20 protein-coding genes are annotated in these 24,199 nt (G+C 64.3%); 16 read left to right on the forward strand and 4 right to left on the reverse strand.

Annotated features, from left to right (window positions below; genetic code table 11):
* The first annotated feature begins 34 nt into the window (after positions 1–34).
* Positions 35–1,318: an ATP-grasp domain-containing protein gene (locus AAC029_RS02515; protein WP_339743609.1), complete on the forward strand. Its 1,284-nt coding sequence runs from the start codon at positions 35–37 to the stop codon at positions 1,316–1,318.
* Entirely contained in the window at positions 1,315–2,025 is a 711-nt protein-coding gene (locus tag AAC029_RS02520; protein WP_339743611.1) for a gamma-glutamyl-gamma-aminobutyrate hydrolase family protein, read from the forward strand. The genes AAC029_RS02515 and AAC029_RS02520 overlap by 4 nt, the downstream gene beginning before the upstream one ends.
* 189 nt (positions 2,026–2,214) lie before the next feature.
* Here AAC029_RS02520 and gcvA read toward each other — a convergent pair whose 3' ends face one another.
* Positions 2,215–3,150 carry a transcriptional regulator GcvA gene (gene gcvA, locus AAC029_RS02525; RefSeq protein WP_339743613.1) on the reverse strand — a complete coding sequence of 312 codons (936 nt, stop codon included), beginning with the start codon at positions 3,148–3,150 and terminating at the stop codon, positions 2,215–2,217.
* A 115-nt stretch (positions 3,151–3,265) separates the two neighbouring features.
* On the opposite strand from gcvA, the gene cysG reads away from it, so the two are divergent.
* The 6 genes from cysG to AAC029_RS02555 are packed head-to-tail and all read left to right on the forward strand — an operon-like array spanning position 3,266 to position 9,587.
* Positions 3,266–4,651 (forward strand): siroheme synthase CysG, encoded by a 1,386-nt coding sequence (cysG, locus tag AAC029_RS02530; protein WP_339743615.1) that lies wholly within the window; start codon positions 3,266–3,268, stop codon positions 4,649–4,651.
* On the forward strand, positions 4,648–4,941 hold the full coding sequence (locus AAC029_RS02535; protein ID WP_339743617.1) for a DUF2849 domain-containing protein: 294 nt from the start codon (positions 4,648–4,650) through the stop codon (positions 4,939–4,941). Before cysG ends, AAC029_RS02535 begins: the two co-directional genes overlap by 4 nt.
* Positions 4,941–6,578, forward strand: coding sequence for a nitrite/sulfite reductase (locus tag AAC029_RS02540; protein ID WP_339743619.1), 1,638 nt, complete (start codon positions 4,941–4,943; stop codon positions 6,576–6,578). The genes AAC029_RS02535 and AAC029_RS02540 overlap by 1 nt, the downstream gene beginning before the upstream one ends.
* Positions 6,565–7,653, forward strand: a complete 1,089-nt coding sequence (locus tag AAC029_RS02545; protein WP_339743621.1) for a phosphoadenylyl-sulfate reductase — start codon at positions 6,565–6,567, stop codon at positions 7,651–7,653. The genes AAC029_RS02540 and AAC029_RS02545 overlap by 14 nt, the downstream gene beginning before the upstream one ends.
* 35 nt (positions 7,654–7,688) lie before the next feature.
* A complete protein-coding gene (locus tag AAC029_RS02550) occupies positions 7,689–8,711 on the forward strand; it encodes a cysteine synthase A (protein WP_339743623.1) in 1,023 nt (340 codons plus the stop codon).
* A 36-nt stretch (positions 8,712–8,747) separates the two neighbouring features.
* Positions 8,748–9,587, forward strand: coding sequence for a ferredoxin--NADP reductase (locus AAC029_RS02555; RefSeq protein ID WP_339743625.1), 840 nt, complete (start codon positions 8,748–8,750; stop codon positions 9,585–9,587).
* 2 nt (positions 9,588–9,589) lie between these two features.
* On the opposite strand, the gene AAC029_RS02560 is transcribed toward AAC029_RS02555, so the two are convergent.
* Complete coding sequence (locus AAC029_RS02560) at positions 9,590–10,309, reverse strand: CPBP family intramembrane glutamic endopeptidase (protein WP_339743627.1); 720 nt, start codon at positions 10,307–10,309, stop codon at positions 9,590–9,592.
* 262 nt (positions 10,310–10,571) lie between these two features.
* Between AAC029_RS02560 and AAC029_RS02565 the strand changes: the two genes are divergently transcribed.
* From AAC029_RS02565 to AAC029_RS02580, 4 genes are all read left to right on the forward strand, one after another.
* The gene (locus AAC029_RS02565; protein ID WP_339743629.1) at positions 10,572–11,510 is read left to right on the forward strand and encodes a homoserine O-succinyltransferase; all 939 of its coding nucleotides are present in this window, start codon (positions 10,572–10,574) and stop codon (positions 11,508–11,510) included.
* 1 nt (position 11,511) lies between these two features.
* Positions 11,512–12,657, forward strand: a complete 1,146-nt coding sequence (locus tag AAC029_RS02570) for a PLP-dependent transferase (RefSeq protein ID WP_339743630.1) — start codon at positions 11,512–11,514, stop codon at positions 12,655–12,657.
* 85 nt (positions 12,658–12,742) lie between these two features.
* Complete coding sequence (gene rfaE1 / locus AAC029_RS02575) at positions 12,743–14,197, forward strand: D-glycero-beta-D-manno-heptose-7-phosphate kinase (protein ID WP_339743631.1); 1,455 nt, start codon at positions 12,743–12,745, stop codon at positions 14,195–14,197.
* Positions 14,190–14,714 carry an HAD family hydrolase gene (locus AAC029_RS02580; protein WP_339743633.1) on the forward strand — a complete coding sequence of 175 codons (525 nt, stop codon included), beginning with the start codon at positions 14,190–14,192 and terminating at the stop codon, positions 14,712–14,714. Before rfaE1 ends, AAC029_RS02580 begins: the two co-directional genes overlap by 8 nt.
* Positions 14,715–14,873: 159 nt before the next feature.
* Here the strand turns inward: AAC029_RS02580 and glpK are convergent, their stop codons facing one another.
* Entirely contained in the window at positions 14,874–16,364 is a 1,491-nt protein-coding gene (gene glpK / locus AAC029_RS02585) for a glycerol kinase GlpK (RefSeq protein ID WP_339743635.1), read from the reverse strand.
* A gap of 92 nt (positions 16,365–16,456) precedes the next feature.
* On the opposite strand from glpK, the gene AAC029_RS02590 reads away from it, so the two are divergent.
* The 4 genes from AAC029_RS02590 to AAC029_RS02605 all read left to right on the forward strand — a co-directional run bounded on the left by AAC029_RS02590 (position 16,457) and on the right by AAC029_RS02605 (position 23,041).
* The gene (locus tag AAC029_RS02590; RefSeq protein ID WP_339743637.1) at positions 16,457–17,392 is read left to right on the forward strand and encodes an alpha/beta hydrolase; all 936 of its coding nucleotides are present in this window, start codon (positions 16,457–16,459) and stop codon (positions 17,390–17,392) included.
* Positions 17,393–17,429: 37 nt separating this feature from the next.
* Positions 17,430–18,611, forward strand: coding sequence for an NAD(P)/FAD-dependent oxidoreductase (locus AAC029_RS02595; RefSeq protein ID WP_339743639.1), 1,182 nt, complete (start codon positions 17,430–17,432; stop codon positions 18,609–18,611).
* Positions 18,612–18,746: 135 nt separating this feature from the next.
* Entirely contained in the window at positions 18,747–19,823 is a 1,077-nt protein-coding gene (locus AAC029_RS02600) for an efflux RND transporter periplasmic adaptor subunit (protein ID WP_339743641.1), read from the forward strand.
* Positions 19,820–23,041, forward strand: coding sequence for an efflux RND transporter permease subunit (locus AAC029_RS02605; RefSeq protein WP_339743643.1), 3,222 nt, complete (start codon positions 19,820–19,822; stop codon positions 23,039–23,041). Before AAC029_RS02600 ends, AAC029_RS02605 begins: the two co-directional genes overlap by 4 nt.
* On the opposite strand, the gene AAC029_RS02610 is transcribed toward AAC029_RS02605, so the two are convergent.
* Positions 23,042–24,139: a PQQ-dependent sugar dehydrogenase gene (locus tag AAC029_RS02610; protein WP_339743645.1), complete on the reverse strand. Its 1,098-nt coding sequence runs from the start codon at positions 24,137–24,139 to the stop codon at positions 23,042–23,044.
* Positions 24,140–24,199 lie beyond the last annotated feature (60 nt).

Below are 24,199 nucleotides of genomic sequence, written 5' to 3' on the forward strand. Positions count from 1 at the left end.
CTTCCGCGTCGTTCAGACACTCAAGAGGTAGAGCATGCCGAAACCGGTCATCATTATCACCTATGCCCGCAGCCTGATGGCGCTGACCGTCGGTCAATCGCTGCGGCCGATCGCCGGCAAGTTGATTGGTGTCGATAGCGTCGAATGGACCGTGCTGGGTTTTTCAAGACTGTGCGACGAACACAGGCACCTGCCCGATCCGGGCAGCCGCCCACAGGACTATGTCGAGGCGCTGGTGGCGCTGAGCGAGGAATTCCTCGATCAAGGTCCGGTGCTGATCATGCCGGTGTTCGAGGATGCGCCGCTCTTGGCGCGCAACCGCGACAAATTCCCGAAAGGCGTCACGATTGCCGCCTCGCCAGCCGCAGCGATGGACCAGGTCTATCCCAAGGACAAGCTGGCCCGCTCCGTCGCTGAATGGGGCGTGCCGGCACCCGCCACCGATGTGGTGGAAACGCCGTTGAAGGGCAAAGCCGGGACATTCAAGAACAAACCGCCATTGATCATCAAGCCGGCCGAAGGCAATGGCGGACGCGGTGTCTTGCGGGTCGAAACGACGGCCGAGCTCGAGCACGAGCTGGCCAAACGCTCCGGGACGCAATTGCTGCAGGCACTGGTGCCGGGCAAGGATTATTGCGTCACGGCGATGGCCGATGGCAAAACGGTCTTCGCGCTCTCGGCCTATCTCAATCTGGAGCAATATCCGCCGCATAACGGTGCTGGCGCCCTGCGCGAGACCGTGCTCGCCGACGCGTTCAGGCCGTCGATGCAACGCATTGTCGAGGCATCCGGCTGGACCGGCACGCTGCAGGCCGATTTCCGCTGGAGCGGCGATGAGGCCGACACGCCGATGCTGATCGAGATCAATGCGCGGCTCTGGGCTGGCATCACCCATTCTGTGCATTCCGGCGTCGACTATCCGCTCTTGCTCGCCAAGCAGGCACTCGGCGATACCCTGCCCGAGCCGGGCAAGCCACAAATCGGCTTTCGTTCCAAACTGCCCTTCCTGTGGCTGGCCGGCCTGACTGGGAGCAGTCTGGATGAAGCCGAATATCTCGGTCAGATCGAGGAGAGCTGGAACCAGTTGGCGCAATCGGACATCACGCTGGGTGACCGGATTACGGGTCTGTGGCGCGACATGACCGATTTCGAGACCTTGCGCGACGATATCAATGCCGCGCTTGAACGCAGCAAACGGGCCGAAGGCGCGAAGGCCGATATCGGCGTCGACGAAGCGGGCAGCGCAGCACTGGGCTCGCTCTTCATCCTGTCGCACCTTTTGCGCCATGGCCGCCTGCCCGCCGAAGTGAAAAAATGAGCGCGCAGGCCACACCGTTCAAACCCCTGATCGGCTTTACCGCCGGCACGCAGGGCGATCACGGCGTCGCCTTCCTGCTGCGGCTGGCGATCTGGCTGGCCGGCGGTCGCACAACGCGGCTCAAGCGCACTCCGGACGAGCGCGACGGCGTCATGCCGGACGGGCTGTTGTTTGGCGGCGGGCTCGATATTGATCCGGCCCGCTATGCCGGCGACGAGGCGTTCGAGTCACAAATCGATCACCGACGCGATGATCTGGAATGGTCATGGATGGACTGGGCCGACAGCGCACGCGTGCCGGCTCTGGGCATTTGCCGTGGCCTGCAAATGCTCAACGTGCATGCCGGCGGCGATCTGCATCAAACGCTCGACCCGGACATCATTGCGGCCTGGCCCACCACCGCGCTAGAATACCTTGTTTTCCGCAAACCGATCCGGATTGAACGGGGCTCGCATCTTGAAGCCGCCACCGGCGCGACCACGCTCGACGTCAACAGCCTGCACCTGCAAGCCGTCCGCAATCCGGCCCCCGGCTTCAGCGTCGTCGCCCGCGAACGCGCTAGCGACGGCATCCAGGGCATCGAAGCCGACGAACCAGCCCTGCGCATGGGCGTGCAATACCACCCCGAGATGCTGCTGCACCAACCCACATCACGCTCGCTGTTTCGCTATTTTGTGGATCGCTGCCGGGGCAATGGCGCGGACTAACGCCTCCTCCCCCGAAGACGACTATTTACCCCGACCCATGACACCACTTTCCCCCGGAGGAGCGAAGCGAATTCCGGGGCCTGCCATTCGTTGCGGCGCTAGCACAACCCAGCTCCAGCAGGCCCCGGCACAAGGCCGGGGGAAGCGTGTTTTGTGATTTACGGAGATTACAAAAGCCGCCCTTCCCCCTCACAACTCATCCACAGAATGCTCATGATGCCGCGCCTCGGCCTTCAGCCAGGCGATGAAGCTTTGCGCGTCAGCGCTGAGTGGCCGGTTCTTCGCTGTCACGACCTGATAGGCCGAACGCACCGGTGAGGCGCCGTCGGAGAAGAGCGCCACCAGGCGTCCGGCAGCGAGATCATTCTGGACTAGGGTGCGCTTGGCGAGGGCGACGCCGCGGCCGGCCACCGCGCTGTCGATCACCAGGGCGGACTGATTGAAGCGGACGCCGCCCGAGACATCGACACCGCGCACGCGGCGAGCCTTGAGCCAGGAGGCCCAGTCGGCGCCATCGACATCGCTTTCCGGTGAGGCGTCGTGCAGCAGCGTGTGGCCGGCCAGGTCGCGCGGACGCACCAGCGGTTTGCCGTCATGGAGCAGGTCGGGCGAGCAGACGGGCAGAACCTCCTCGGTCAACAAGCGCTCCTCATTCAACGTCATATCCCCACCCGGGCCATAGCGGATCGCCAGATCGGCGGCACCGGCGGCAAGGTCGACGCGCTCACTGGCGGCGGAGATCCAGACTTCGATGCCCGGATGGGCCTCCTGGAAACGGTGCAGACGCGGGGCGAGCCATTTGCCGGCGAAGGAGGGCGAGACCGAGACGGTCAGGCTGCGCTTCATCGCCGGGCGCCGCATCAAGGACACGGCGCGTTCGAGCATGTCGAAGGCATCGCTGGCCGTATTGGCAGCAGCGCGGCCGGCCTCGGTCAGGGCGAGGCCGCGGCCCTGACGGGTGAAAAGCGGCGTACCGACATGTTCCTCCAGCAGGCGGATTTGCTGACTGATTGCACCGGGCGTGACGGCCAGTTCATCAGCCGCCTTGGCAAAGCTTTCAAGCCGGGCGGCGGCCTCGAAGGCGCGCAGGGCGTTGAGCGGGGGAAGGCGTGAGGTCTGGGCCATGGTCACTGTTTAGTTTTTCTAATCAGAAATGGCAATAATCATCGTTTGAATTCGGGCCACCCAATAGAAATATTGCAGGTGTCGCGCCATGAAGGCGCAGGATCGGATGAGCAATATGCGTGTTTTCCCAGCCTCCATGCCCTTGGACGGCCGAACGGTAATCGTCACGGGCCATGGCCCGATGGCGCAGGCCAAGGCACGCCTCTTTCTCACCTCCCCAGCCCGGTTGAAGTGGTTCACCGGCGAAGCGGCCGAATCTGTACCTGCTGATATTGCCCAATATGCGCAGGTTATACGCCGGGAGCCGACCCGGCGGGATCTTCATGGCGCGACATTGCTCTTCATCGCCGGTGGCGCCCCCGATGCGATCACCGAACTGGCTGCGGCTGCCCGCGAGCTCGGCGTGTTGGTCAATATCGTCGATGCGCCTGCCGCCTCCGATTTCCAGACCCCCGCAATTGTTGATCGCGACGGTATCGTGATCGCCATCGCGTCCGGCGGTGCAGCGCCGGTTCTGTCGGTGGATATCCGCGCCGCCATCGAAACCCTGATCCCCGCGCGCATCGGCGTGCTGGCCGATCTCGCGCGGGAATTGCGCGGCACGGTGAAGTCCGTCATCAAGCGCTTCGATGATCGGCGTGCGTTCTGGGAGCGCGCCCTGCGCGGCAAGGCCCGCGATCTGGCACTGTCCGGCGACAGGGTCGGTGCCCGCCGCGAAATGCTGCGCGCCCTCAATGCCTCTGCCGAACCGGCGACAGGCATCGTCCATCTGGTTGGCGCCGGGCCGGGCGATCCCGATCTGTTGACGCTGAGAGCCGCCCGTCTGCTGCGCGAAGCCGATGTGATTGTGCATGACCGCTTGGTCAGCGCCGGCGTGCTCGATCTGGCGCGCCGTGACGCGATCCGGATCGATGTCGGCAAGACCAAGGGGCACCACCCCGTGCCGCAACCATCGATCGAAGACATTCTGATTGAGCACGCCGCCAAGGGCCTGCGCGTGGTGCGTCTCAAGGGCGGCGATCCGTTCATTTTCGGACGCGGCGGCGAAGAGCTTGAAGCCGTGCGTGCCGCCGGGATCGACGTCCAGGTCACACCCGGCATCACAGCCGCCATGGCCTGCGCCGCCTCGGCGGGCATCCCGCTGACCCATCGTGACCATGCCCAATCGGTCACCTTTGCTTCGGGCGTCGTCAAACAGGACGGCCCGGACGCCGATTACCGCGCCCTTGCCGCGCCCAACGCCACCGCCGTGTTCTATATGGGTGTCGGCGCGGCACCGCAGATCCAGACCAAGATGATCGCGCATGGCCGCGCGGCGCAGACGCCGGTCGCCCTGATCGAGAACGGATCGAGCGATGGTGAGCGCCGCTTCACCGGCACGCTCGGCGACCTGGCCGGGCTGGTGGCGCGTGAGAATATCAATGGCCCGACCATCATCATTATCGGCGAAACGGCAGCCTTTTCTGCCCGTCTACCTGAGCGCGTGGAGCAATTCGCATGAAAGCCATCACCGCCAATCGCCTCACCGACGGCCGCGTGATTTACCGCACTGCTGACGCTGAATGGTCGACCGATTATAACGCCGCGCACGCTCTCAGCGATACCGAGGCGGAAACCGCGCTGGCCGCTGCCGAGCGCGACGCCTCCATCATCGTCGGTCCCTATCTGATCGAGCTGGGTGAAACCGCTCCGGCGGGCCAGAAGTGGCGCCGTGAAGGGATCCGGATTGACGGGCCGACATCGGGCACGACCCGCCCGTCTGCCCCAGCGCACACGCGGCGGGCCGCCTGATGTATCGCTATGATGACTATGACGCGACGCTGGTGCGCGAGCGTATCGGTGAGTTTCGCGACCAGATCGAGCGCCGGATCGATGGCCGTTTGAGCGAGGACGAGTTCAAGCCACTGCGTTTGATGAATGGCGTCTATCTCCAGCTCCACGCCTATATGCTGCGCGTCGCCATTCCCTATGGCACGCTGAACGGAGCGCAAGTGCGCACCCTTGGCCAGATCGCGCGCCAATATGATCGCGGCTATGGCCATTTCACGACACGCCAGAATATCCAGTTCAACTGGCCGGCCCTGACCGATGTCCCGGCCATTCTGGAACAACTCGCCGATGTCGAAATGCATGCGATCCAGACTTCGGGCAATTGCATCCGCAATACGACGGCTGACCCATTTTCCGGTGCTGCCGCCGACGAACTTGAGGATGGCCGTCCCTGGGCCGAGATCATCCGGCAATGGTCGAGCCTGCACCCGGAATTCACCTTCCTGCCGCGCAAGTTCAAGGTCGCCGTCAATGGCGCCGCCGAGGATCGTGCCGGTCTGCGGGTGCATGATATCGGCCTGCAGATCGTCCGCGACGCGGCGGGCGAGAGCGGGTTTGAAGTCTGGGTTGGTGGCGGCCAGGGCCGCACGCCGCGCCTGGCGGTGCTTACCCGCGACTTCCTCGCGCCGCGCGACCTGCTCAGCTATCTGACCGCCGTTTTGCGCGTCTATAACCAGCATGGCCGCCGCGATAATATTTACAAGGCGCGCATCAAGATCCTGGTTGAAGCGCTCGGCACCGAGGCTTTCATCGCCGAGGTCGAGGAAGAATTCGAAGCCATCCGCGAGAGCGAATTGCGGCTGTCCGAAGCGGAAATCGCACGCATTCGCGCCTTCTTCGCCACGCCGGTGATCGACAATCCCGCGCCCCTGCCCGAGGCCGGCGAGCCGGGCTTTCGCCATTGGCTCAAACGCAATCGCCGCGCCCACAAAGTGACCGGTCTCTCCAGCGTCGTGATTTCGCTGAAGCCGATCGGCGGCACGCCCGGCGATGCCAGTGCCGACCAGCTCGAGCTGATTGCCGATCTGACGACCCGCTATGGGCTCGACGAAATCCGCGTCACGCCGGAGCAGAATCTGGTCCTGCCGCACGTCCGCAATGAAGGTCTGCACGCAGTCTGGCTGGCGTTGAAAGCGTCGGGTCTGGCGACGCCGAATGCCGGTCTGGCGACCGATATCGTCTCCTGCCCGGGCATGGATTATTGCAGCCTCGCCACCGCCCGTTCCATCCCGATTGCCCAAGCGATCACCGAGCGGCTCGAAGCCACCGGGCTGAGCGAGGCGGCCGGAGCGGTCACGATCAAGGTCGATGGCTGCATCAATGCCTGCGGCCATCACCATGTCGCCAATATCGGCGTGCTCGGCCTCGATAAGCGCGGCGAGGAATATTACCAGATCACGCTCGGCGGTGCTTTCGGCACGGATGCGGCAATCGGCAGCATCGTCGGCAAGGGACTTGCGGGCGATGATGTGCCTGCGGCGATTGCCCGGATACTGGAAACCTATCTCGAACTTCGCAGCGACAACGAAACCTTCATCGACACCCTGCGCCGAACCGGCGCCGACGCCTTCAAGGAGGCCATCTATGTTGCGCACTAATCCCGCGACCGAGACCGACCGAAGCGCCCTGGCCCAGCTGGCCTCGGGCGGCGGTAAGACCGTTGAATTGTCGGGCGGTGCCGATTGGCGCACGGCGGCTGAGGATATTCGCGGCGCGGTGCAGGTCGATATCCGCTTTGCCAGTTTCAAGGATGGCCGTGGCTTTTCGCTGGCGACGCAATTGCGCACCCGGCTTGGGTATAGCGGCCGCCTGCGCGCCATCGGCGACCTGATCCCGGACCAGGCCCAGTTTCTCAAACGCGTCGGCTTTGACGCGATCACCCCTGACCGCAGCGATCTGGCCGCCGACTGGGCAAACGCGGAACGGCGCTATTCGGTCGTCTATCAACCGGCCCATGATGCCATCGCCACGATACCGGCGCTGCGCAAGAGCTCGAGCGACGAGCTGGAGCAGTTCAACGCGCGCTACCGCAATAGCGACGCGCTCGAGATTCTGCACGATGCGCTCGAGACAACATGGCGCGGCCGGATTGCCTTGCTCTCTTCCTTCGGGACCGAGGCGGCCGTCAGCCTGCACCTCGCCTCGCGGATCAATCCGGCAACGCCGGTCCTGTTTCTCGATACCGGGCGTCATTTCGCCCAGACCGAACAATATCTGCGCACGCTGGTGGACCGTCTCAAGCTGACCGATGTGCGGGTGCTGAAACCCGATACCGGCGAAGTCCAGACCGAGGATGCCGATGGCTATCTATGGCAGCGTGATGCCGACGCCTGCTGTGCCATGCGCAAAGTCCGCCCGCTCTCGCGGGCGCTGGACGAGTTCGATGCCCTGGTGACCGGCCGCAAGCGCTTTCACGGCGGCGCCCGGACGGATCTGCCCGTCGTCGAGCGCGTCGCTGACGGCCTGCGGGTCAATCCTCTGGCCAACTGGTCGGCAGAGCAGATCCAGGCTTATTTCCAGGCGCATGATTTGCCGCGTCACCCATTGGCCGATATGGGGTATAGCTCGATTGGCTGCTGGACCTGCACGGCGCCGGCCTATGGCGGCGGCGGCTTGCGCGCCGGTCGCTGGCCCGGCCAGAACAAGACTGAGTGTGGCATCCATGCGCGCTAGCATGCCGCAAAACTTTGATCGGAAAGGACGGGCTCGTGGCCTATTCGCATATTCTTGACCTGATCGGCTCGACGCCGCTGATCCGGCTCGATGGCCCATCGCGCGCCACAGGTTGCGAGATTCTCGGCAAAGCCGAATTCCTCAATCCGGGCGGCTCCGTGAAAGACCGCGCCGCGCTCAATATCGTGCGCGAAGCTGAAGCCAATGGCACGCTCAAGCCCGGCGGCACCATCGTCGAGGGCACGGCCGGCAATACCGGGATCGGCCTGGCGCTGGTCGGCGGGGCGCTCGGCTATCCGGTGATCATCGTGATGCCGCGCACCCAGAGCGATGAGAAGAAGCAGGCGATCCGATCCTTCGGCGCGCGCCTGATCGAGGTCGATGCGGCACCATTCTCGAGCCCCAATCATTTCGTGCATTATTCCCATCGCCTCGCGGATGAGCTCAATGAGAGCCTGCCCGCCGGTGCGATCTGGGCCAATCAATTCGACAATCCCGCCAATCGGCGCGCCCACGAGAAATCGACAGGGCCGGAGATCTGGCAGCAGACCGGTGGCCGCATTGACGGCTTCATCTGCGCCGCCGGAACCGGTGGCACTCTGGCTGGCATCGCTGCCAGCCTGCGCAGCTTCAAGCCGGAGATCGCGATCGGTGTCGCCGACCCGGCCGGCGCGGCGCTCTATGCCTATTACACCGAAGGCGTATTGCGCGGCGAAGGCTCATCGATCACCGAGGGCATTGGCGTCAACCGCATCACCGGCAATCTGGAAGGCTTGGAAGTCGATCATGCCTACCGCATCGAGGACGCAGAAATGCTGCCGGTGCTGTATGATCTGGTGCGTCATGAAGGTCTGTCGCTCGGCGGCTCGTCGGGCGTTAACATCGCCGGCGCGATGCGTCTGGCGCGCGATCTTGGACCGGGCAAAACCATCGTCACCATCTTGTGCGATGTCGGTGCGCGTTATGCCGGCAAGCTGTTTAATCCGGAATTCCTCGCCAGCCGGGGCTTGCCCGTGCCGCCCTGGACCGATACCGAAGCCTCGCCTGTTACGGCCTGACGCCGGCACACCCCAATTGAAGTTGCGACAAAGACCATGACGATGACCGTATCCGTGCCCGCCACAGCCGTTCCGGCGAAGAATGCCATCTCCGCCAAGCCCGGCCCGTTCACGGTCGAGACGGTGTTGTCGGTGCAGCATTTTACCGACCATCTCTTCTCCTTCCGCATCACGCGGCCGGCCGCCTTCCGTTTCCGCACCGGCGAATTCGTCATGATCGGCCTACCCAAGGAAGACGGCAAACCGCTGCTGCGCGCCTATTCCATCGCCAGCCCTTTCTGGGACGAGGCGCTTGATTTCTACTCGATCAAGGTCGCCGACGGTCCGCTGACATCCCGACTGCAGCACATCCAGCCTGGCGATGAAGTCCTGCTCGGGCGCAAGCCGACCGGCACCCTGGTGCTCGACGCTCTCAAGCCGGGCAAACGCCTCTACATGATCTCGACCGGCACCGGCATCGCCCCCTTTGCCAGCCTGATCCGCGATCCGGAGACCTATGAGAAGTTCGACGAGGTCATCCTGACCCATACCTGCCGTCACAGGGATGAACTGCGCTATGGCGAAGAGCTGGTCGCAGCCACCAAGGATGACGAGCTGATCGGCGAAATGGCACGCGAAAAGCTCGTCCATTTCACGTCTGTCACCCGCGATGACGGTCCGGTCAAAGGCCGCGTCACCGACATGATGCTGTCGGGCAAGCTGGCCGCCGCGCTCGGCGTTCCAGCGCTCGATCCCGCCGTTGACCGGGTGATGATCTGCGGCTCCGAAGGCCTGCTCAAAGACGTCAAACAGATCTGCCTCGACGCTGGTTTCATTGAGGGTTCAAACGCGGCCCCGGCCGATTTCGTGATCGAGAAAGCCTTCGTCGCGACCTGACCTCAACCGTATTCCTGCACCAGGGAAATCGTATCGACCAGCCCGTGGGCAATGATGACCGGCCATAGCCAGCGCCCGCCCGCGAGGTAGGCGATACCCATGATCAGGCCGATACTGCCCGTTTGCACGATACCGTAAAGCCCCTGCGAGGCATGGCCCAAACCAAACAGTGCCGCCTGCGCCAGAACGGCCAGGACAAGGGCGATACGCGTACCGCCGAACAGGGTTTCAAACCGCCCGAGCAAAAAGCCGCGAAACAACATCTCCTCACCAAAGCCGGCAACACCCCAAGCGATGAATACGAGGAATGCGATGAGCAGCGGCAGATTGTTCTCAAGATAAGCAAATGGATCCAACGCCCCCTCTGCCGCCGGCACACGCAGCCCCTGGGCCACAGCGGGCAGGGCTACCATGACCGTCCCGACAATTGCCGCCATTGTCGCAATAATCAGCCCGCCAAGCTTGAGCCAAGACCAGACGCCCGTTGGCAAGCGCATCCCGGCTTGGCCCCAACCCGTCCGGCGGACAGCCAAGATGAGCGTGGCGGCCAGAACGCCGCAGACAACAGCGATCGATCCCGCGAGCGGCAGGCCCAGCGCTTGCGCGCCCCAACGCGCAGCAAAAAAGGCCGCGACGGGCAGTAGAATTTCGATCAGGGCGACCGCTCGCAATTGCGAGAAGGCGGGCCGGATGCCCTGATCAGCAATCTGTTCCTGGTTCATGACAGCATCCTCATAACTAGCCCTCCGGGTCCATGATGCGCGCAGAGCGGCATTTGGATGCAGGTGCCGGGCTTCAACCTCGATTGACATGACATAAACATATCTTTATATGTGAAGTCGCGCCGATTTGATGTTCAGCTTGCGGGCGCGGAATAAATGCGGCTAAAGCGGATCGAATGGGCGTCGGGATTCCCCCCCGGATCATCCTCGCGCCCGTTCGACCCCATTCGGCGCCCGCTTTGTTCCGCCAGCGGAATCCAGCATGCCAACTCTTCTCGAACGCCCAGTAGACACGCTCGTCCACGAGATCTCGACCCGGATCCATTTCGGCAACGGTGTGCCTGTGCGCATCACCGGCCGTCTCACCGGACCGGACAATGCGCCGGTCTGTCTGGTCCTTGGCGGCATCTCGTCCGACCAGGCAGTGACGGCCAGCCGCGGTGAGGCCGGCTGGTGGTCAGCCCAGGCTGGTCCTGGCTGTGCGCTCGACACCGATCATTTGCGCATCCTCTCCTTCGATTTCCTCGCCGACGAGATCAAACCCTTCCCGACCACGACCGACCAAGCCCGCGCCGTTCTCGCCCTGGCCGACGCGGCGGGGGTCAAGCGCTTCTCGATTGCCGGCGCCTCCTATGGCGGCATGATCGGTCTGGCGCTGGCACTGCTGGCGCCGGAGCGGATCGAAAAACTGTTGGTGATCAGCGCCGCCCACCGCGCCTCGGCGATGGCCAAGGCCTGGCGGTCGATCCAGCGCGACACCGTCGAGCTCTCGCTGCAACACGGCGATGGCCGCGCCGGTCTCGACCTCGCCCGGCGGTTGGCGATGACCACCTACCGCACCCCGATCGAGCTGGAATCGCGCTTCTACGACCCTGAGCCCGATTGCCGCGATGCCGGAGGCGTGGTCGCCTATCTCGAGGCCCGTGGCCGCGAATTTGCCGACCGGGTGACGCCGCAGCGCTTCCTCGCTCTGTCACGCTCAATGGATGAGCATTGCATCGATCCCGCCCGGATCGAATGCCCCGTCACCTATCTCGCCGTGATCGAAGACCAGCTCGTCCCGCCCGAACAGATCACCGAAGCGGCCCGCTCGACACGCATGGGGACGCTGAAGCGGATCCACTCGCTGTACGGCCATGACGCCTTCCTGAAGGAAGACGCCGCGATCTCGGCCGCCCTCTCCGATTTCATCGGCCGCTGAAATGGCCCGTGACCCCCGCACTGCCGCCATCCGCGCCGGCCTCAATACTGACAAAAGCTGGAATGCGGTCATCCCACCGATCTCGCTCTCGACCGCCCATAGGCGCGAGGACCCCGCCGTGCAGCCGGCCTTCGACTACGCCCGCACCGGCCACCCCGGCCGCTCGACCCTGGCCACCGCCATCGCCGAGCTTGAACATGCCGCCGGCGCCGTCGTCACCTGTTCCGGCATGGCGGCGATTGATCTTCTGCTGCACGATCTGCCGTTCGGCGCCCGCGTGATCTGCTCGCACGACGCCTATGGCGGCACGCGCCGCCTGCTCGATGCGAGGGGCCGCGGCGGACGGCTGCTGCCCGTCTATATCGACACCACCGACACCGATGCCGTCGCTACCGCGCTCACCGAGCCAACCTCACTCGTGCTGGTGGAAACCCCGTCCAATCCGCGTCTGCGAATATCCGATCTGCGCGCCTTGGCCGATCTCGCCCATCAGGCCGGAGCAGAACTGGCGGTCGACAATACCGTGCTCTCGCCGGCGCTGCAGCGTCCGCTCGATCATGGCGCGGATTATTCGGTCCAATCGGTGACCAAGCTGCTCAATGGCCATTCCGACATGGTTGGCGGCGTGGTCTGCGTCGCCGATGCCAGCAAGCTGGCGCAACTGGTCTGGTGGAGCAATTGCGCCGGGGTCGGCGCCGCCGCCTTCGACAGCTATCTCGCCCTTCGCGGGCTGCGCACCCTGGCGCTGCGAGCCAAGGCCCAGTGCGACAGCGCCGCCGAAATCGCCGCCCGGCTCGCCGCCGACCCGCGCATCGCGGTTATCGATTTTCCCGGCCTGCCCGGCCATCCCGGCCATGAACTCGCCAAGCGGCAGCAGGACGGGTTCGGGCAATTGATCTCGATCCAGCTGGCCGACACTGTCGCCGATGCGCGCGATGTCGTGCGGCGACTCACGCTCTTCACCTTGGCCCAATCGCTCGGCGGGGTGGAAAGCCTGGTCAATATCCCGGCCCTGATGACCCATGCGGCCATGACACCGCAGGCGCGCAGCGACGCCGGCATTTCCGACAGCCTGATCCGCCTCTCCATCGGCCTTGAAGCGCCCGGTGAGTTGATCGCCGATCTCGACGCAGCGCTCGCCCCGTAGCGGGGCCTTTCGCTTGGCCACGCCTCGCCTTATACCTTGATGTTCAAAGCGGGTTTGACGATCCGCCAGCCGGCCCGAGGTCAAGATGTCGAGACAGAGCGAATGGATTGATGCCTTTGCCGGTGTGAAGCTGGTCGTGTTCGGCGATGTCATGCTTGATCGCTATACGTTCGGCGATTGCAATCGCATCTCGCCGGAAGCGCCAGCCCCCGTCTTTCTCGCCCAACGGGTCGAGGAAATGGTTGGCGGCGCCGGCAATGTCGCGCGCAATATCGCCAGCCTTGGCGGCAAGGCGTCGCTGATCGGGGCCATCGGCCATGACAGCGCCGGCTTCGCCCTGATCGCCGCCGCCGACGACACACCCGGCCTGACCCCGCACCTGACCCGCACCGATGCCGCCCGGACCGCCGTCAAAAACCGCTTCGTCGCCAAGAACCAGCAGATGCTGCGCGTCGACGAGGAGGATATTGTCGATCTGCCCGAGGCGACCATCGAGGCCCTGTTCGATCATCTCGACCGCGAGCTGGAGGGCGCTGCCGCCCTGGTCCTGTCGGACTATGGCAAGGGCGTGCTGTCGCGCTCGACGATTGCCCGCGCCGCCGCGATGGCCCGCTCGCGCGGCCTGCCGGTGATTATCGACCCGAAATCGCGTGATCTCGCCCGCTATCGCGGTGCCACCGTCATCACCCCCAATGCCAAGGAAGCCGAAGCGGCGACCGGCCTCGATTGCCACAGCGATGCCGGTGCTGCCGAAGCCGCCGAACTGATCGCGGATCAGACCGATTGCCCCGTCGTCGTCATTACTCGCGGCCCACAAGGCATGACGGTGCGATCCATTGACGGCGCCATCCACCACATGCCGACCGCAGCGCGCGAAGTGTTCGACGTCTCCGGTGCTGGCGATACCGTCGTCGCAGCGCTCGCCCTGGCGCTCGCCTGTCACGCCCCGATCGAGGCCGCCGCCGAGCTGGCCAATCGCGCCGCCGGGATTGTCGTCGGCAAGGTCGGCACCGCCACCGTCAGCGCCGCCGAACTGCACCGCACCCTGCATGACAGCGGCACCGGCTCCAACAAGATCGCCGATCTCACGAGCGCCGCCAAAGCCACCCACACCTGGCAGGCGAGCGGCCAGCGCTGCGTCTTCACCAATGGCTGTTTTGATCTTCTCCATCCCGGCCATATCAGCCTGCTCGCCTTCGCAAAGGCCCAGGGCGACAAGCTGATCGTCGCGATCAATTCCGACGCCTCGGTCAAACGCCTGAAAGGCCCCGACCGCCCGGTCCAGAATGAGCATGCCCGCGCCGTCGTCATGGCCGCCCTGCGCGATGTTGATCTGGTCGTGGTGTTCGATGAGGACACGCCGCTGGAAGCGATCACCGCCATCGGGCCCGACGTACTGGTCAAGGGCGCCGATTACAGCGTCGACAAAGTGGTCGGCGGCGATGTCGTGACCGGGCGCGGCGGCCGTGTCGTGCTGGCGCCGCTGCTCGACGGGCATTCCACCACCGCAGCAATCGACCGCGCCGGCCGCAATGCGTGAGCCCTTCCTCGTCCTGCTGGACCGCGACGGCACCATCAATATCGACCGCCACTATCTCGGTGACCCGGCCGGTCTGGAATTCCTGCCCGGCGCCCTGGAAGGCCTAACGCTGCTGCGCGATGGCGGCGCCGTCCTCGCCATCGTCACCAATCAATCCGGCATCGGCCGCGGCATGTTCGACCGCGAACAGGCCGACACCGTCAACGACCATCTCGTCAGCATGCTCGGCGCCCACGGCATAGAGATCGCCCATGTCGCCCTCTGCCCCCACGCCCCCGACGACGCCTGCAACTGCCGCAAGCCCGCGCCGGGCCTCGCGCTCGAGGTGGCCGCCGCGACCGGCCTGCCGCTGGATCAAGCCTGGGTGATCGGCGACAAAACCAGCGATACCGGCCTGGCGAATGCTGTCGGTGCGCGCGGGATTTTGATCACGGATGACCCGCTGGCCTCACCGGCGGAGCATTTCACGGCGGGCGATCTGGTCGAGGCGGCTGGGATTATTCTGGGGGAGGGGTAGGGACGGGCTTTTCCCCAAACCAACAAACCACTTCCCCCGAAGGAGCGTAGCGAAGTCCGGGGCCTACCGGAGCAGGGCGAGCTTTCTCGACTCCCCTCCGCAGGCCCCGGAACAGGTCCGGGGAAAAATGGCGTTGTGGTTTTGCTGAACGAGAGGCCCTCACCCCGTCCTCACCCGCCCCACCGCATCCTTCCACCCCGCCCGCATCCGCGCCCGGTGCGCAGGCTCGCATCCCGGCTTGAACTCGCGATCAGCCTTCCAGATAGCGCGCCCATCCTCGAGCTTGCGGAAGAGCCCCGCGCCCAGGCCAGCCAGAAACGCCGCGCCCCAGGCGGTGGTTTCGGTGTTTTTCGGGCGGACGACTTCGATGTCGGTGAGTTCGGCGAGGCGCTGGAGGATGGTGTCATTGCGGGCCATGCCGCCATCGACGCGCAGGGTTTTGGTGGTGACGCCGTCGCCAGCCATCGCTTCTAAAAGGTCGCAGGTCTGGTGGGCGGTGGAATCGATGGCGGCCTGGGCGATTTCAGCGCGGCCGGCGCCTCTTGTCAGGCCGATGATGGCGCCGCGTGCGTCGGCATCCCAATAGGGCGCACCCAGACCGGTGAAGGCGGGGACCAGATAGACGCCGCTTTCCGGATCGGCGCCCGCCGCCAAGCCGCTGATCTCGGAGGCCTGGCTCAGCAGGCCGAGACCATCGCGCAGCCATTGGACCGTCGAGCCGGCGGACAGGACCGAGCCTTCCAGCGCATAGGTCGTTTCGCCAGCGATACGATAGGCAATCGTCGCCAACAGGCGGGTGCGCGAGCGGACCATCTCCTGGCCGGTATTGAGCAGCAGGAAGGCGCCGGTGCCATAGGTGGATTTCATCTCGCCAGGGCGGAAACAGGCTTGGCCGATGGCGGCGGCCTGCTGGTCGCCGGCGACGCCGGTGATCGGCAGCGAGCGTCCGAGCAGTTCCGGCACCGTGGTGCCGAAATCACCGGCGCAATCGCGCACCTCCGGCAGTAGCGCAGCGGGGACATCGAACAGGTCGAGCAAGTCCTCATCCCAGCGGTCCTCGGCGATATTATAGAGCGAGGTGCGGCTGGCATTGGTGGCATCGGTGGCGTGGACCTTACCGCCGGTCAGGCGCCAGATCAGCCAGCTATCGACGGTGCCGAAGGCGAGCTCACCCTTGACGGCACGGGCGCGGGCGCCATCAACATGGTCGAGGATCCAGGCGATTTTGGTGGCGGAGAAATACGGGTCGAGCACCAGGCCGGTGCGCGAAACGACCGTCTCGGCGCGGCCGGCCTTGCGCAGGGCAGCGCAGACATCGGCGGTGCGGCGGTCCTGCCAGACGATGGCGTTGTGGATCGCCTGGCCGGTGGCGCGGTCCCAGACCAGGGTGGTTTCGCGCTGATTGGTCAGGCCGATTGCCTCGACGCTCCAGCCTTTCTTCTCGGCTTTCTTCAAGGCTTCGCGGGCGGTTGCCAGCACCGTTGCCCAGATCACTTCCGGATCATGTTCGACCCAGCCGGGATTGGGGTAGATCTGCTCGAATTCGCGCTGGGCCTCGGCGATGATCGAACCGTCGAGCGAAAATACGATGGCGCGCGAACTGGTCGTGCCCTGATCGAGCGCCAGCAGCGCCTTGCGCGTCTTGAACATGAACTTCCCCGCCTTGCCTCGGTGTGACTATAGCCCTGCCGCCGGATAAGAAAACGCGCTAGGTTCATATTCACCAGACCCGGGGAGCCGACATGCCGAAGTCCAATTACAGCCTGCAAACCCTGCCCAGCCCGACCGGCGCGCGGCTGGCGCTCTACACCGCGGAAGCCAAGGGCACACCGCGCGGCATTGTCCACATCAATCACGGTCTGGCCGAACATGCCGGCCGCTATGCGCCGTTCGCGGAATATCTCGCCTCGCGCGGCTATCATGTCGGCGCCCATGACCATCGCGGTCATGGCGCGACGACGGCGGAAGATGGCGCCGCGCGCCGCTATGCCGACACGGATGGCTGGACCAAGGTGATGGGTGATGTCAGCGCCGTCGAAGACTCGCTGCGCGCCACCTGGCCCGGCCTGCCCCTGATCGTGTTCGGTCACTCCATGGGCGCCGTGATCGCCTTCAACCAGGCGCTGCGCCAGCCGGAAAAGCTGGCCGGAGCGGCGATCTGGAATGGCAATATGACGCTGGGCGAACTGGCCAGTCTCATGAAGCTCATCCTGTGGTTTGAAGCCGCTGTCGGCGGAGAATTTACCCCGAGCCTGACGCTCGACAAGATGACGTTCAAGTCCTGGAACAAGACTTTCCCCGAACGCCGCACCGATGCCGACTGGCTGTCGCGCGATACCGCCGAGGTCGACAAATACGTCAATGACCCGGTGTGCGGCTGGCCGGCCAGCGTCTCGCTGTGGCGCGACTTCCTCGAGGGCAGCGCCTTTGCCGAGGACAAGGCCAATTTTACCAATGTGCCACGCGACCTGCCCTTCCATCTTGTCGGCGGGTCAAAGGATCCGGCGACTTTGCAGGGCAAGGCGATGCGCACGCTCTACAAACGTCTCAAGAAGGCCGGATTCACCGATGTCGATTTCCACCTGTTGAAGGGATTCCGGCACGAGACCCTCAATGAGATCGGGCGTGAGGCGCAGATGGCGGCCTTCGCCGACTGGCTCGACCGGGTAACCGGCTGATCCCGCTTCCGCCTTCTCACAGAAGAAATGAGCCGCAATGATTGAGTATGACGTCGCCATTATCGGAGCGGGCGCGGCGGGCATGATGTGCGCCGTCGAGGCTGGCAAGCGTGGCCGCACGGCCGTGCTCATTGAGCATGCCGACAAGCCGGGCGAGAAGATCCGCATCTCCGGCGGCGGGCGCTGCAATTTCACCAATCTGCATTGCGGCCCGAATAACTTCATCTCGGCCAACCCGCATTTCGCCAAATCGGCGCTCAAGCGCTATGGCCAGCGTGACTTCATCGCGTGGGTCGACCGCCATCGGATCGCTTGGCATGAAAAGACATTAGGCCAATTGTTCTGCGACGGTCCGGCGACGCAAATCATTGACGCCCTGCGCGGCGAGATGCGCGAGGCCGGAGTTGGTCTGCGGCTGGGCGTTTCGGTGACCTCTCACGAGCGCAAGGGCGAGGGTTTCGTGCTCAAGCTCAGCGATGGCTCGGTGTTTGCCTGCCGCTCGCTAGTGGTCGCCACGGGCGGCAAGTCGATCCCGAAAATGGGCGCAACCGGTTTCGCCTATGATGTCGCGCGCGCCTATGGCCTTGAAGTCACCGAGACGCGGCCGGCCCTGGTTCCGCTCACCTTCGGTCCGGAGATACTCGAACGTTTCAAACCGATTGCCGGCGTTGCGGTCGAAGCGATCGTGAGCGCCGGCAAGACCAGCTTCGAGGAAGCCCTGCTCTTCACCCATCGCGGATTGAGCGGGCCGGCGATCCTGCAAATCTCCTCCTACTGGCGCGAAGGCGAGGAGATTTCGATCAATTTCCAGCCCGGCTTCGGCATATTCGACGAACTCAAATCGCAACGCGCCGAGAATGGCCGCCAGGCCATTGGCACGGCGATGGCGGTGTTTCTGCCCAGGCGGCTGGCGCAATTGCTCGCCGCTGATTGCGGCCTGATCGGCAATCTCGCAGACCAGTCGGACAAGAAGCTCAGAGCGCTTGAGGCCTGGCTGCGCGACTGGCGCATCAAGCCAACCGGTTCGGAAGGCTATCGCACGGCCGAAGTGACGCTGGGCGGCATCGATACCGCCGGCCTCGACAGCCGCACGATGGAGGCGCGCGACGTGCCGGGCCTGTATTTCATCGGCGAAGCCGTCGATGTCACGGGCTGGCTGGGCGGCTATAATTTCCAATGGGCCTGGTCGTCGGGCTGGTGTGCGGGCCAGCACGTCTAAAGCCTGTGGGTGTAATTTGCCGCCTTTCGCGCTCGGAAATCACTCGCCCCGAGCGCGTGCGCACTGTATCAGTCGTGAAAGTAAACGCTGTTCGCTGATTCACGATGATGCACGATCCAATTGCAGGGCACCCAAATGATTTCGTTGAACCGTTCGCAACTGACCGCCCTGGCCATATTCGTCGCCGTCGTCATCCTGTTCACAATCGGCACGCTGCTGCAGGGCGGCCCGCAACATGCCGCAAATGCAAATTCGAGTGAGCCCGTCAGGTTTGAAGTCGTCACCGAGACCATCCACGCAATAGACCGTCCGGCCCGGCTGGCCCTGCGCGGCCGCACAGAGGCCTTCCGCGAAGTCGTCGTCCGCTCCGAAACCGGTGGCCGCATCGTCGCGGCACCGGCCGTCGAAGGCACAACTGTCAGCGAAGGCGATGTCCTGTGCCGGCTCGACCTCAATGCCCGCGGCGCCGCCCTCGCCCAAGCCGAGGCGGAATACCGCACACGCGAACTGGACTATAATGCCGCCGTGGAACTGCTCAATCGCGGCCACCGCTCCGCCAATGCCGTCGCCGGCGTCGAAGCCCTGCGCGACGCGGCCCAGGCCCGGCTTGAAGCGGCGCGCCAGGAAGTTTCCAATACCAATATCCGCGCGCCCTTTGACGGCTATTTCGACAATCGCGCCGGAGAAATCGGTGACTACCTCGCCCCGGGAGCGGCCTGCGGCACTGTCGTGCAGCTGGACCCGATCCTGATCACAGCTGAAGTTGCCGAGCGCGATGTCGCCGGCCTGGCAGCGGGCATGCCAGGTACGGCCCGTCTGATCACCGGCGAGACCGTCGCGGGCACGGTACGCTTCGTCGAACGCCGCGCCGATCCTGCAACACACACCTTCCGTCTTGAGTTGGCGGCTCCCAATCCGGACGGCCAGCTGCGCAGCGGCGTCACCGCAGAGATTGCGATCCCGCTCGCCGCCGAGCCCGCCTATCGTATCCCGACTTCGGTTCTGGCTCTGAACGCCAATGGCGAACTGGGCGTGCGCATTGTCGAAGCCGGCGACATCGTCCGCTTCCTGCCGGTGGAGCTGCTGGACGATGACGGCGAGGAAGTCTGGGTTTCCGGCCTGCCGAACCCGGCCCGGGTGATCACGGTCGGACAGGACTTCGTCGAGGACGGGGTCCAGGTCAGGCTGGCGGGCGCCGGAGCAGCCGAGTGACCGGAATTGTCGATTTTGCGATTGATCGCGCCCGGATGATTCTGGGGATCTTTGTCTGTGCGCTGGCGGCCGGCCTTATCGCCTTTCTGACGCTGCCGCGCGAATCCGACCCCGATATTCCCTTCCCCTTTGTTGTCGTCGTGGTGCCGCTGGACGGCATTTCGCCAGAGGACGCGGAGCGCCTGATCGTGCGGCCGGTCGAAACCGAGATGCGCGCGATTGACGGGCTGGTGGAACTGCACGGCACTGCGGCGCTCGGTGCCGGCACGCTGGTCGCCGAATTCCAAGTTCCCTTCAATGCCGATCAATCTGTGCAGGATGTGCGCGACGCTGTCGATATGGCGCGGCGCCAATTTCCCGAAGATGCCCGCGAACCCATCGTGCAGGAATTCAATTCCGGCCTCGCGCCAACCATCGCCGTGCAGGTCTATGGCGACGCGCCAGAACGCACGCTGTTCCAGCTGACGCGCCAGTTGCAGGACGAGATCGAGGCGCTGCCGCAAATCCTGCAGGTTGATGTTCAAGGTCTGCGCGAGGAAGTGCTGGAAATCGTGATCGATCCGGCGCTGCTGGAATCCCACGGCGTCACCTATGCGCAATTATTCAACGCGGTGCAGTCGAATAACCGGCTGATCGCCGCCGGTTCGCTCGATAGCGGAGCGGCGCGTTTCCAGGTCAAGGTGCCCGGCCTGTTCGAGACCGCTGCCGATGCGCTTAACCTGCCGCTGATCAGCTCGAATGACGCCGTTGTGACGCTGCAGGATGTCGCCACCGTGCGCCGCACCTTCAAGGATGCCGACAGCTATGCGCGCTATAATGGCCAGCCCGCCTTCACACTGCAGGTTGTCAGGCGTAGCGGCGAAAACATCATGGACACCAGCGCTGCGGTCCAGGCGCTGACCGCAGACGTCGCGAGCCAATGGCCGCAGACGGTGCATTACGAATTCAGCCTCGACCAGTCGACCTATGTGCGCGACAGCCTGCACAGCCTGACCAGCTCCATCGTGTTGGCGATCGTGCTGGTCCTGATCATCGTCGTCGCCGCGCTTGGTCTGCGCTCGGCGCTGCTCGTCGGGCTGGCGATCCCGTCGAGCTTCCTGTTCGCATTCCTGCTGCTCGGCCTCTACGGGCTGACGATCAATTTCATGGTGATGTTCGCCATGGTGCTGGCGGTCGGATTGCTGGTCGATGGGGCCATCGTGGTGGTCGAATATGCCGACCGCAAACTCGCCGAGGGCGAGACCCGAAAAATGGCCTACACCCATGCCGGCAAGCGCATGTTCTGGCCAATTGTCTCCTCGACCGCGACGACATTGGCCGCCTTCCTCCCCTTCCTGTTCTGGAACTCGATTCCCGGCCAATACATGGCCTATCTGCCGCTGACTCTGATCTTCGTCCTCAGTTCGGCGCTGGTGATGGCTCTGATCTTCCTGCCGACGCTCGGCTCGGTGCTGGGCGCCAAGGGCGGCGTCGTCGATCCCAAATCAGCCGTCGCGCATCTCAACGCCCAGGAAGACAGCGATCCGACCGATCTGCCGGGTCTGACCGGTCGTTATGCCAAGCTGGTCTCGAGCCTCATCAAACGACCGATCACAGTGACGCTGAGCGGTGTGCTGATCGTCGTTCTGGTGGTCGGAAGCTTCGCCGCCAGCTCGGCCGGCCTGTTCGGCCTGCAGCCCAAACGGACCGAATTCTTCCTCGATGCCGAGCCGGAACAGCTCTATGTTTTCGTCCGCGCACGCGGCAATCTTTCACCGGCCGAACAATACGAAATCGCGCTGGAAGCCGAGAGCCGCTTGGCCGGGATTGAAGGCATCAAGGGCTATTACACCGTCGCCGGTCAGCCGCCGGGCAATAATCCCTTCGACGGCACCGGCTCTGCCCCGGCCGACAGCATCGCCCGCATTTTCGTGGAATTCGAACCCTTCGGGCAACGCCCCAATGGCCGCTTGATCGAGCGGCAAATCCGCGAGGCCATGGTCGGCATTCCCGGCGTCATCATCGAAGTCAGACCGTTCGAAAAGGGTCCGCCGGTCGGCAAGGACGTTCAGGTCCAATTGCGTTCCAATGATGCCGACGCACTGGAACGCACCGCACGATTGATCCGGGCCTATTTCGATACGGTGGACGGGCTGGTCGATATCGAGGACAGCCTGCCCTTGCCCGGGGTCGAGTGGCGGCTGGATGTCGACCGCGCCGAGGCGGCGCGTTTTGGCGCCGACGTCACCCAGGTTGGCGCGGCGGTGCAGCTGGTCACAACCGGCTCATTGGTCGGGCGTTACCGGCCCGATGATGCCGATGAAGAGGTCGATATCCGGGTGCGTTTCCCCGAAGCGGATCGCGACATTTCCCGGCTTGGCGATCTTCGGGTCAATACCCGCAACGGCACGGTGCCGATGTCGAATTTCGTGACGCTGGAGCCGCGACCGAGGGTCGATTCGATCCGCCGCCGCGACGGCCAGCGCGTGCTGCAGATCCGGGCCAATGCTGACGACAACCATGCCGGCAATCTGCTCGTCGCCGAAGTGCGGGCCTGGATCGACACCCAGGTTGAGAGCGGCAATATCGAGCGCAGCGTTTCGGTCGAATATCTCGGCGCCGACCAGGAAAATGCCGAGGCCGGTGCCTTCTTCGTCGGCGCGATGATTGCCTCGCTCTTCATGATGGCGGTGATCCTGCTCTGGCAGTTCAATAATTTCTGGCACGTCGTCCTGACCCTGCTGGCGGTCGTGCTATCGGTTGTCGGCGTCCTGCTCGGCGTCCTGCTGACCTTCCCCTATATCTCAATCCTCTTCCTGGGCACGGGGGTGGTGACGCTGGCGGGGATTGTGGTGAACAACAATATCGTGCTGATCGACACCTATCAGCGCCTGCGCGGCCTTGGGATGGCGGTCGATGAGGCTGTTATCCGCACCGCAGCCCAGCGCCTGCGCCCGGTGATGCTGACCACGATCACAACGATTTTCGGCCTGTTGCCGATGGCTTGGCAGATCAATGCCGATTTCAGCCGTGGCGTGATCGGTATTGGCGGACCCGCCAGCGAATGGTGGGTGCAGCTGTCGTCGGCCGTGGTCTGGGGGCTGGGTTTCTCAACCCTGTTGACCCTGATCCTGACCCCGGTCCTGCTCGCCGCGCCCTCGCGTCTGGGCAATTGGCGCCGGCGCCATATCGACAGCCGCCTGCCCGGCCATCAAAGCGGCACTGCTACGGCCGAGTGATCAGTCCCGCGTCAACCGGATCAAACGCCCTTCGGGCTCGTCGGTGAGGAGATAGATGCTGCCGTCGGGCGCGACCGCGACATTGCGCATCCGCGCTTGGAGATCGCCGAGCAGGATCTCCTGACCCACCACTTCACCGTTTTCCAGATCGATCCGGCGCAAATGTCCCGATGGGACACCGGCATCGCCATGGATCAGGGCTGTGACGAGCAGATCGCCATCCCAGTCGGCAAACATCGTTCCGTGATAGATCGCCATGCTTGAGGGCGCGATGGACGGCACCCAGTAGAGCAGCGGCTCTTCCATGCCGGGATAGCTGGTATAGGGGCTCACCAGCGCACCGGTGTAATCGACGCCGTGGGTGGCAATCGGCCAGCCATAATTGCGGCCCTCGATCAGGATATTGATCTCGTCGCCACCGCGTGGCCCATGCTCGTTGGAATAGACAATCCCGCTCACCGGATCGACCGCGATGCCCTGCGGATTGCGGTGACCGATGGTGTAGACGCCCGGCGCAGCATCCGCGAACGGGCTGGTGATGGGTGTGCCATCGGCATTGAGGTGGACATAGCTGCCGAAATGCGAGGCCGGCTGCTGCGCCTCCTCGCGATAATCAAAGCCCTCGCCGACACTGAGCAGCAGCGTGTTGTCGGGCAGGAAGGCCAGCCGGGCGCCATAATGCACATCGGTGTGACGGTTGGGCTGCGCGGCGAAAATTTCCTCGAAGTCGACCAGCGCCATGCCCTCCAACCGGCCACGGCCAAGCTTGAGCGTGTTGTCGCGCGGCGTGCCTTCAGACCAGGTGAGATAGACGAGATGATTGGTTTCGAAATCCGGGTGCAAGACGACGTCGAGCAGACCGCCCTGCCCGGAATACAACACCTCCGGCACGCCGGAGACGGGCGCGGCCTCCAGACCGTCCGCATCAATCACGCGCAAGCGGCCCGGCTTTTCGGTCACCAGCATGCGGCCATCCGGCAGGAAGGCGAGACTCCAGGGAAATTCCAGCCCTTCGACGACCGTTTCCTGCCTGGGCTCGGCAAAGCCGGCCGAGCTGATGGCGAAGGCTGCCAGCGTCGCAAAAACCCAGTGTCTCATCATCAAACTCCGCCAATTGTCGTGCCGCCAGCCAGCCTATAGGCTGGCGCGCAGTCTGTA

It is taken from the genome of uncultured Maricaulis sp., from assembly GCF_963975345.1.
Lineage (GTDB): Bacteria > Pseudomonadota > Alphaproteobacteria > Caulobacterales > Maricaulaceae > Maricaulis.